This is a genomic window from Clostridium celatum DSM 1785, from assembly GCF_000320405.1.
GTDB lineage: Bacteria > Bacillota > Clostridia > Clostridiales > Clostridiaceae > Clostridium > Clostridium celatum.
Window position 1 is genome coordinate 23179 of sequence record NZ_KB291713.1, and the last position, 10791, is coordinate 33969.

8 protein-coding genes are annotated in these 10791 nt (G+C 28.4%); 6 read left to right on the forward strand and 2 right to left on the reverse strand.

The features are described from left to right. Positions 1-259 precede the first annotated feature (259 nt). Together pcrA and ligA are read left to right on the forward strand one after the other, a co-directional pair. Positions 260-2596 carry a DNA helicase PcrA gene (gene pcrA, locus HMPREF0216_RS14970; RefSeq protein ID WP_005216018.1) on the forward strand — a complete coding sequence of 779 codons (2337 nt, stop codon included), beginning with the start codon at positions 260-262 and terminating at the stop codon, positions 2594-2596. A gap of 126 nt (positions 2597-2722) precedes the next feature. Next, on the forward strand, positions 2723-4711 hold the full coding sequence (gene ligA / locus HMPREF0216_RS14975; protein WP_005216020.1) for an NAD-dependent DNA ligase LigA: 1989 nt from the start codon (positions 2723-2725) through the stop codon (positions 4709-4711). A 73-nt stretch (positions 4712-4784) separates the two neighbouring features. Here the strand turns inward: ligA and HMPREF0216_RS14980 are convergent, their stop codons facing one another. Beyond that, positions 4785-5081, reverse strand: a complete 297-nt coding sequence (locus tag HMPREF0216_RS14980; protein WP_005216021.1) for a DUF6709 family protein — start codon at positions 5079-5081, stop codon at positions 4785-4787. A gap of 179 nt (positions 5082-5260) precedes the next feature. Here HMPREF0216_RS14980 and HMPREF0216_RS14985 point away from each other — a divergent pair, with 179 nt between their 5' ends. Further along, the gene (locus tag HMPREF0216_RS14985; RefSeq protein WP_040420205.1) at positions 5261-6751 is read left to right on the forward strand and encodes an ABC transporter substrate-binding protein; all 1491 of its coding nucleotides are present in this window, start codon (positions 5261-5263) and stop codon (positions 6749-6751) included. 135 nt (positions 6752-6886) lie between these two features. On the opposite strand, the gene HMPREF0216_RS14990 is transcribed toward HMPREF0216_RS14985, so the two are convergent. Then, positions 6887-8497 (reverse strand): hypothetical protein, encoded by a 1611-nt coding sequence (locus HMPREF0216_RS14990; RefSeq protein WP_423219178.1) that lies wholly within the window; start codon positions 8495-8497, stop codon positions 6887-6889. A 138-nt stretch (positions 8498-8635) separates the two neighbouring features. Between HMPREF0216_RS14990 and rph the strand changes: the two genes are divergently transcribed. The 3 genes from rph (at position 8636) to HMPREF0216_RS15005 (ending at position 10645) form a co-directional block, all read left to right on the forward strand. Then, positions 8636-9385 (forward strand): ribonuclease PH, encoded by a 750-nt coding sequence (rph, locus tag HMPREF0216_RS14995; protein ID WP_005216026.1) that lies wholly within the window; start codon positions 8636-8638, stop codon positions 9383-9385. Continuing rightward, positions 9386-10003: an XTP/dITP diphosphatase gene (locus HMPREF0216_RS15000; protein ID WP_005216029.1), complete on the forward strand. Its 618-nt coding sequence runs from the start codon at positions 9386-9388 to the stop codon at positions 10001-10003. It abuts the gene before it with no gap. Between the two features lie 165 nt (positions 10004-10168). Beyond that, on the forward strand, positions 10169-10645 hold the full coding sequence (locus HMPREF0216_RS15005; RefSeq protein WP_040420207.1) for a metallophosphoesterase: 477 nt from the start codon (positions 10169-10171) through the stop codon (positions 10643-10645). Positions 10646-10791 lie beyond the last annotated feature (146 nt).

The window sequence follows — 10791 nt, forward strand, 5'->3', positions numbered from 1 at the left end:
TTAATTAAGTTAAACTTGGTAATAATAAATTTATGTAGCGATTTTTAGTTAACATAAGTAAGAATTTAAATCTTTTATTTAGGAGAACTTAACTGAAATTCCAAATTTGTTTAGACAATTAAAGTTATATATAGTTAGTATATTAACTAAATTAAAATGTAGAAACTTATTTATATATGCTATAATAACTTTTAGTGAGATTATACGTTCGATTTTAAAAGAAGGTATGTAATATATGTTTTGAAGGGAGGATGTTCTTTTGGATTTAAAATCTTTACTTAATAAAGAACAATATGAAGGTGCGGTAACGGTAGAGGGACCTGTACTTATTTTAGCAGGTGCTGGTTCTGGGAAAACTAGAGTATTAACTCATAGAATGGCTCATATGATAGAGGATTTAAATATCTTTCCATACAAGATATTAGCTATAACTTTTACTAATAAGGCTGCAAAAGAAATGCAAGAAAGAGTTCAGGCTCTTATAGGTGATAGAGCTAATGATATGTGGATTTCAACTTTTCACTCAACTTGTGTAAGAATTTTAAGAAGAGAAATTGAAAAGCTTGGATATAAAAAGAACTTTACGATATATGATGGAACAGATCAAAAGACGCTTATAAAAGAGTGTATCAAACTACTTCAAATTAATGATAAAGAAATAACAGAACAAGAAATAATGAGTAAGATAAGTAAGGCAAAGGACAATATGCAAAGTGCAGATTCTTACTATAGAGAAAATGAATCAAACTTTAGAGAAAAGAAAATTGCTGAAGTTTATAAAATGTATCAAAAAAGATTAAAGGAAAATAACGCATTAGATTTTGACGATTTAATTTGTAAAACTGTAGAATTATTTAAGAAGGATGCCGAAACTTTAGAATTTTATCAGAGAAAATTCCAATATATTATGGTAGATGAGTATCAAGATACAAATGGAGCTCAATATGAACTTGTTAGATTGCTTGCTGCAAAACACCGTAATATATGTGTTGTAGGGGATGATGACCAATGTATCTACCAATGGAGAGGTGCAGATATTAAGAATATCTTAGGATTTGAAAAGGACTATCCAGATGCAAAGGTAATTAAATTAGAACAAAATTATAGATCTAAAGGAAATATTTTAGATGCTGCAAATGTTGTTATTGTAAATAATTCAAATAGAAAGAGTAAAGTACTTAGAACAGAGCAAGAGGCAGGTAATAAAATTAAGATATATAGAGCGTATTCTGATGGTGATGAAGGTACTTTTGTAGCTAATCAAATCCAAAAGATAAAGCAAGAACAAGATAAGCAATATAAGGATTTTGCTATACTTTACAGAACTAATGCTCAATCTCGTATATTTGAAGAAAGTTTAAGAAGAGCAGGAGTAGCATACAAAATTGTTGGTGGAACCAAGTTCTATGATAGAAAAGAAATTAAAGATATGTTAAGTTACTTAAAGGTTCTTGTAAATCCTTCAGATAGTATAGCGTTAAGAAGAATAATAAACGTTCCTAAGAGAGGAATTGGTGATGCAACTATTCAAAAAGTATTAGATTTTGCAGAAAGTTATGAATTACCTTTATGGGATGCTTTATCTGAAGTTAGAACCATACCAACTTTAACTGCAAGAAATTGTGCAGGTATCGAAAAGTTTATGGAACTTATGGAAAACTTAATGATGCTTTCTGAAACTGTACCAGTATCACATTTAATTGAAACTATATTAGAAGATACAGGATATATAAAAGAACTTGAAGCCTCAAAACAAATTGAAGATAAGAGTAGAATAGAAAACTTAAAAGAATTAGTATCTGATGCCGTTGATTTTGAAAAATCATATGAAAAAGAAAAACAATCAGGAAATGCCGATTTTGATATAAACAAAACACAATTAGAAGCTTATTTAGAAAAAGTATCTCTTGTTCAAGATACAGATAAACTTGATGATGAAGAAAATGAAAATGGAACTGTAGTTTTAATGACTATCCATAGTGCAAAAGGACTAGAGTTCCCAGTAGTATTTATGGTTGGAATGGAAAATGGAATATTCCCAGGGCAAGCTTCATTTAATAGTGAGGCTGAAATGGAAGAATCAAGAAGACTTTGCTATGTTGGTATAACTAGGGCAAAAGAAACTTTATTCATGACATCAGCAGAAGTTAGAAGAGTATTTGGTAGAACTGTAGCTTATCCTCAATCAGATTTTATTTCAGAAATTAAATCTGATCTTAGAGAATATGTAACTATGACAGGCGATTCTAAAGATGTAACTTCGCCTTCAGGTGCAAGTACTGTAAATGGAAGATTTAAGCCAGCACAAAGTAATCCACATAGCTTAAGAAGTAACTATGGAACTTTTGAGAATAGAAATTTTGGTGGAGGAGCTAGTGGGGCAAGTTCATCAAAAGTGGCAAATTCAGCATCTATAGGTACAACTATGTCACCAGCAGAAGCGACTATGGGAAGAAAAGTTAAGCATGATAAATTTGGAGAAGGGACAATAGTTGCAGTAGCAGATTCAAATGGAGATAAGAAATTAACAATAGCATTTAATAATCAAGGAGTTAAGATGTTATTATTATCAAAAGCAAACCTAGAATTATTATAGTTAGTAGTTTATTTAAGATATAAAGTATAGGTAAAGAGTTGTAAATGGCAAATTTGAAGTTGATTATGAGACACTTTAATTTGTCATTTATAATTTTAAATTTACAAAGAGTGGAGTTGTAGTTAAATGGATAAGAGAGCACGTATAGAAGAATTAGTTGAACTTTTAAATAAATATGCTTATGAATATTACTCTTTAGATAATCCATCAGTAACAGATAAAGAGTACGATAGTAAATATGATGAATTAAAGACTTTAGAAGAAGAAACAGGATATGTACTTCCTTATTCACCAACTCAAAGGGTTGGAGATGTTGTTCTTCAAGGGTTTAATAAGTATACTCATAAAGCTAGACTTTGGAGTTTAGATAAAGCTCAAAGCTTTGAAGAAATAGAAGATTGGCATAATAGGAATGTTAAATTTGTTAATGAAATGAATAATAGAGGTGAAGAATTACCGCCTCTTAGATATGTTATAACAAAGAAATTTGATGGATTAACAATAAACTTAACATATAATGAGAATGGGATTTTAGAAACTGCTGCAACTAGGGGAACTGGAGAAACAGGAGAAGAGGTTACAGCTCAAGTAAAGACTATAAAGGGGATTCCATTAAAAACTACAAATGGAGATGTATTTGAGGTTCATGGGGAAGCAATAATGACAGTTGAAGCATTTGAAAAGTACAATGCTACATCTGAAACACCTCTTAAAAATTTAAGAAATGGTGCAGCAGGAGCACTGAGAAATTTAAATGTAAAAGAAACTGCTAGAAGAGGACTTTCAGCATTCTTTTATGATGTAGGATACAAGGAAGGACAAAACTTTAAAAGCTATGAAGAAATGTTAGGTTTTATTAAAGAAAAAGGACTTCCAATGGATGATTATATTAAATATGCTACTACTTTAGAGGAAGTTAAAACTTATATTAATGAAATAAAAGATATGAGATTTGATTTAAATTATGATATTGATGGAGTGGTAATTGCTATTGATGATATAAGAACAAGAGAACTTTTAGGATATACAGTTAAATTCCCTAAATGGGCTATTGCATTTAAGTTTGAAGCACAAGAAGCAACAACAAAGCTTTTAGATGTTGAATGGAATGTTGGTAGAAGTGGTAGAGTAGGACCAACAGCAATACTTGAGCCAGTAGAGCTTGCAGGAGTTACAGTTAAGAGAGCAACGCTTAACAATATGGATGATATTAAGAGAAAAGGTGTAATGATAGGTGCAGAAGTATTTATTAGAAGATCAAATGATGTTATTCCAGAAATAATGGGCGTTGTTGAGGAGAGTTTGGAAAACGCTATTGAAATTAAAGTTCCAGAAACTTGTCCAGCATGTGGAAGTCATTTAGTATTAGATGGGGCTCATTATTTCTGCGAAAATACTTTATCTTGTAAACCACAAATGGTTAAGAGTATAGTTCATTTTGCATGTAGAGAAGCAATGAATATAGAAGGTTTTTCAGAGAAAACAGCGGAACAACTATTTGAAAAACTAGACATAAGATCAATAGCAGATTTGTATAAGTTAAATTATGATGAACTATTAACTTTAGATAAGTTTGGACCAAAGAAAGCCCAAAATCTTTTAGATGCAGTAGAAAGAAGTAAAACACCTGAATTATTTAGATTTATTTATGCACTTGGAATTCCTAATGTTGGTGTTAAGACAGCTAAAGATTTAGTAAATAAGTTTAAATCAATAGAAGGATTAAAAAATGCTACATTTGAAGAATTAATATCAGTGCAAGATGTTGGAGATATAGTAGCTAAATGTGTCATAGACTTTTTCCATGAAGAAAAAGTTTTAACTACTATTGATGAATTATTAAGTCTTGGAGTTAGTCCAATATTTGAAGAAAAAGAAATAGTTGAAAGTAGTTTTAATGGCAAGACTGTAGTAGTTACAGGCACACTTGAAAATTATTCTAGAGGTGAAATAAAAACAAAATTGGAAGCTTTAGGAGCGAAGGTTTCAGGTAGTGTAAGTAAGAAAACAGATTATGTTATAGCTGGAGCAGAAGCAGGTTCTAAATTAACAAAGGCTCAAGATTTAGGAGTTACTATTTTAAGTGAAGAAGAGTTTGAAAAAATGATTAAATAAAAATAAAAAATGGCAAGTGAAGTATAAAATTACTAGTGTAATTACTTCTATTTGCCATTTTTTTATTAAGTATTTATTTTACGTTATCATCAAATTTAATGATATTATCATCTTCATCTAAAAAATTATCAAAATTAAAATCTGTATCAACGCTTATATCATTATCTAAGTTTTTAGTGTTTTTATAAGATTTTTCAAGTGATGATATACTTGTGTTTATTTTTTCAAGTAAGAAGTTTTGTATCCTTTGATTTTTAAACATTTTAATAAAAATTATAAAGGACCATATTCCAATAAACATAAAGCAAATCATGAATATTATAGCAACTGATTGAAATATTATTTGAACAACTTGTAATGCAACTGACATATATCAGCACCTCCTTAAAATTGTTTACTTAAATGATTATATCATAAAAAATAAGGAAGGAAATGAATAAATAACATAAAAGTGTATTTAATATACAAAAAATGGATTAACAACTTGAAAAAATGGCTATAATATCTAATAAAAAATATAAGAGAAATATTAGTTTGAGGAGGATTTTAGTGAAAAAAACTATAGCAGTAATAATAATTTCTATAATAACTATACTATTTTTGCTTGGTTTTATAGATAGGTCACCTAACCAAGTTATTAATAATGAGTCAGATGTTATTTACTCAATAAATAATATAGAAACTAATTTAAAATCCATTGGTAATTTAGATAAAAGAGAACAAGATATAATTTGTGCAGTTAGTAAAGGGTTAGTAGAACTTGATATAGATGGTGAAATAGTACCTTCATTAGCAGAGAGCGTTAATATTAGTGAAGATGGGCTAGAATATGTCTTTAAAATAAGAGATGATGTTTATTGGAGTGATGGAAATAAAATTACTCCAGAAGATATTGTATTAGCATTTAGAGAGATAATTACAGAAGAAGAAGATATATCTGCACTATTAAATGTTTTTGGTGTTACAGATTATATAAATAGTAATAAGTTGTTTTCTGAAACAGTAGCAATAAGTAGTAATGAAGATAGTGTAATAATTAAATTAAATTATCCAGATAGCAATTTTTTAGTAGAACTTTCAAAGCCACAATATAGAGTGAGAAAAGGGTTATTGTTTTGGGAAGACTTGGGTTCAAATTTTAATAATATAGTGTATTCAGGTGATTATTTTATTAGTTCTATAAATGAAAATGAAATTATATTGAGTAGAAGTAGTAAGTCAAATTTAGAATTAGCGAAAACTATACATTTAGTAAAAGATAATGGTGAGGATTTAGCTTTAGCTGCTTTTGAAATTGGAAGTAGGGATGTTGTAGTAGATCCACCAAAAAGTCAATTACAACGATTAAAGGAAGCAGGAAAGTTAATTACTATTCCATCAAGTAAAGCTATATATTTAGCATTTAATATAAATAATGATAATATTACATCTGCTTCAAAAAAAGAATTATTTAGATTGGTAAACAGGGCTATTGAAGATTATCAAAATATAAATAGTATTTCTGTTGATTTAGCAGAATGTAGTTATCTTAGAGATGATAAAGAAGATTTAACTAAACTTCAAACTAGAAATGTTATGATAAATACGGAGGAAGAAGCGGAGTTACCAAGTAAGGTTGTATTAGTTGCAGAAGAAACATTATTAAACAAGGATTTAACAGATTTCTTAATAAGTTGGTTTGATGATAACACAGATGTAATCCTAGTTGTTAATTTATTGCCAGATGAAGATATGAAATCTATCAGTGAAAAAAATTATTATGATATAGCATTAATAAATGTAGATGCAAGTTTGGATAGTGAAGAATTAATAAATACGCTATCTAGTTATATTACAGAAGAATCAAGAGAAATGATAAGTAATAGTGTTACTATACAAGAAAGAGAAGAATTATTTGCAGAGATAGAAGAAGATTTATTTAATACTTATAAAATATTACCTTTATTATTTTACAATGATAATATAGCAATTAATGGTGAATTAACAGATGATTTATTAGATGGCAATGGAAATATAATTTTTAGAAATCTAACTAAATAAGATATAGCTGTTGAAGAATTTCGGCAGCTATATCTTATTTATGAATAATTAAAGAAAATTTATTGATGGTATTGCTTTGTAAGATAAGTTAAACTAATTAAATTAAGTGTATGAATTTTTGTGAAATTTGAAAGTTTACTTATTTGAAGAAAAATCATCATCATTTAAATTTTCATCTATAATTTCAGTAGGGTCTAAATTAACCGTATCTGAACTGGAAATATCATTATTGTTGGATAGAGAATCATTCGATTCAATATTTGTAGTATTAATATCAGTAGGATTTCCTTCATCGTTAATATTAATGGAAGATAATCTTGAATTATCAATATTAGGTGTTAAATTCATGTCTTTTATATATTCATCTTTAAAAAAATGAATGAACATATAAAAGTTTAAAAAGTTTTTATAACTATCAAAGGTAACTTTGTCACAGGAAAAAGTATCTTTTTTTCTGTTATAAGTTAATGATTTATTAAAAATAGGAGCTATTCCAGTGCTTTCTGGTGTTGGTATATCAGGCATTCTAAAGAAGCTTTCATCTATCATATCAGCAGAATTTAGACTGAAACCACGATAACGCTCAAAATCGTCTAAAGTAGGGGCGGAAGGCCAACTAGGAATCAACCTAGAATTAATTAAAAACTTTTTATATATAGATAGAATCATATCTTTATACTTAGAAGTAGTATCAGAAATTTCTCCATAAATCACAAAAGCTAAGAAATAAAATGTAATGTCTGTACAAGAATATTTAATTTCTTTTTTTGTAGATAGTTTATAAAAAGTTCCTTTATCTTCATCATATAATGTATATAATCTTTCAATAATCTCTGTTGATTTATCAAGAAAAGAAATAATATGTGTATGTTTATAAGATAATGATAAAACTATGCTGCATAAAGAGCATACATCTAAAGAATTAATATAATAATCCTTTTCGTCAAACTTACATATAGCATAATCGGCAAAATCAATTATCAAAGCATTAAGTTCAGGCAACTCTTCATAGCTATATAAAATATTAAACACTAGTAATATTTTGCAAATTTCATCAAGAGAACATTCATATACATTTTCTTTAAAATTAGAGAACATTGAAAGTATTTCTAGTGAAAATTCATAATAAGCTTTTGAAACTTCTTCAGTATTATTTTTCTTTGAGTATACAAAATAAGCTAACATCATAAAAGCTTGATCTGAAAATTTAAATTTCTTATCTTTATCAATTAAATTAAAGTTTTTTGAATTATTTTCAAGTAAATTTTTCTTTTCTGTAAAAACACCTTCTGTATTTCTAAGGTTTATAGAATAGAATTCTAGTTGATCTTTAGACAAAGACTTATATAATTCATAAATAGAATAAAGAGAATTATCTATATCCTTGAAACTCCTATAATAATCTAGTAATTCTAACATTGACAATGTCATTAAGGCATTTGTACTAGGGTTAATTTCCTTTTTAAAAGAATCTTCATCAAATCCATTTGAATTTTTACTGTGAACAAGAGTTGGAGACGCCTTTCTATACACACATAATAGTGGAGAAAAATTACTATTTGTGGTAATATCAACGGTAGAAGAAGATTTACTATATCTCTTAATTGGAGAAACTAATCCACATTTAGAGTGTAATACTATAGTTTTAACAGCTTCTTTAGATAAATAAAAAAGCTGACCATTAATTTCCTTTTGCGAAAGGCTATTCATCCTAAAAAATGGCCCAATATATCTCAAATTTTTCACCTCTTAATTAATCCTTATATTAATATTATGAGTAGATGAATAATTTGTTGCATTATTTTTTAAAAAAGGAGAATTTTAAATATGGATGAGATATCTTCTTTTGAGTTTTAGTCAAATTATAAATTGGAGGATTATTATATGAGAAGTAGCGGAAGAAAAAATGATCAAGTAAGAAGTGCTAAAATAACTAGAAATTATATAAAACACGCAGAAGGTTCAGTATTAATAGAAGTAGGTGATACTAAAGTAATTTGTACAGCTTCTATAGAAGAGAAAGTTCCACCATTTTTAAAGGGAACAGGAGAAGGATGGATAACTGCAGAATATAATATGCTTCCGCGTTCAACAGCAACTAGAAAACCAAGGGATATTTCTAGATTAAAGGTTGATGGTAGAACAATGGAAATCCAAAGATTAATAGGGAGGGCATTAAGATCAGTTGTAGATTTAAAGGCTTTAGGAGAAAAGACTATTTGGATAGATTGTGATGTTATTCAAGCTGATGGTGGTACAAGAACCACATCAATTTGCGGGGCTTTCGTTGCTTTAGTAGATGCAATGAATAAGCTTCATAAGCATAAACCTTTTGAAGTATATCCAATAAGAAAATTTTTATGTGCAACAAGTGTTGGAATTGTTGGAGATGAAAAGTTATTAGATCTTTGTTATGAAGAGGATTCTAAAGCTAAAGTAGATATGAATGTCATAGGAACTGATGATGGCGAGTTTGTAGAAATTCAAGGTACTGGAGAAGAGGCACCATTTACAAGAGCAGAACTTAATGAATTATTAGATTTAGCTGAAAAGGGAATAAAGCAAATGATTCATATACAAAAGGATGCTTTAAAAATGGATGCATTATGGATAGGAACAGGTGAGAGAAAGTAAATGAAAAAATTAGTGTTGGCAAGTAATAACTTAAAAAAAATAAAAGAAATAAAAGAAATATTAAGTGGATTAGAATTTGAAGTATATTCTTTAAATGATATGGGAATTGATATAGAAGTAGTAGAAGACGGTACTACATTTGAAGAAAATGCAAGGAAAAAGGCTATTGAAATATATGATTACCTAAAAGAAAAAGGGGAAAATGATTTCTTAGTATTATCCGATGATTCTGGATTAGAAGTTGATTGTTTAAATGGTGCACCAGGAGTTTATTCAGCAAGATATGCAGGAGAACATGGGAATGACTATGAAAACAATATAAAGCTATTAAAGGAAATGAAAAATGCAGATAGTAAGGATAGAAGTGCAAGATTCGTTTGTGTAATAGCTCTAGTTAACGAAAATAGAAATGTAGAACTTATTAGGGGAGAGGTAGAAGGCGTTATAATAGAAGAATTAAAAACCAAAGGTGGATTTGGCTATGATCCATTATTCTATTATCCGCAGTTTAATAAAACATTTGGAGAAGCTACATCAGAAGAGAAAAATAGTGTTTCCCATAGAGGAAAAGCATTAGAAAAATTAAAATCTATTTTAGAAATACATTATTGTAAATAACTGTGCTCTAAAATTTGATAATATAAATTGTTTTTTATATAACTATTTTAGTAATAATTCTATGAGTTATTGTAAAAGTTAATATTTTTGTTATAAGCTATTGTTAGATAAAGATGGCATAGAGATTGGTTTTCTAAAGTGTGGTTATTTTGGGAGGTGAATGTGATGTTAATTGCAGTTATTAGTGATTCACATGGAAATAGTAATAGTATTAGTAAGGTTAAAGAATATATAGAAAAAGCTGATGCTTTATTGTTTTTAGGTGATGGGGAAAATGATATAAAAGAAATTGCCAAGGATTTTAAGGGGGAAGTATACACTGTTAAAGGTAACTGTGATATTTCTAATAATAGTCCAGAGGAAAGAATAGTTGAAATTAGTGGCAAAAGAATATTTATGTGTCATGGACATAGATATGGTGTTAAATATGGATATAATTCTATTTATTATAGAGGAAAAGAACTAAATGTAGATATAGTTGTATTTGGACATTCACATATACCAATGATAGAAGAATACGATGGATTAATATTAATGAATCCAGGCAGTATATCTCATTGTCAACATAGATTAATGAAGACTTTAGGCTATATAGAGTTATTAGAAGGAAAAGCACCTATAACTTATATAAAAGAAATGTAAAAAGTTTTTTTAAAAAATTTTAAAAAAAGTGTTGACGGATTATAAATCATCATGTAGAATAATCCTTGTCGCTGCGAGATGCAGCAAGACAAAACGAGATTAAGCAAGATGATTTCGGGGTGTAGCGCAGATGGGAGCGCGCGTGG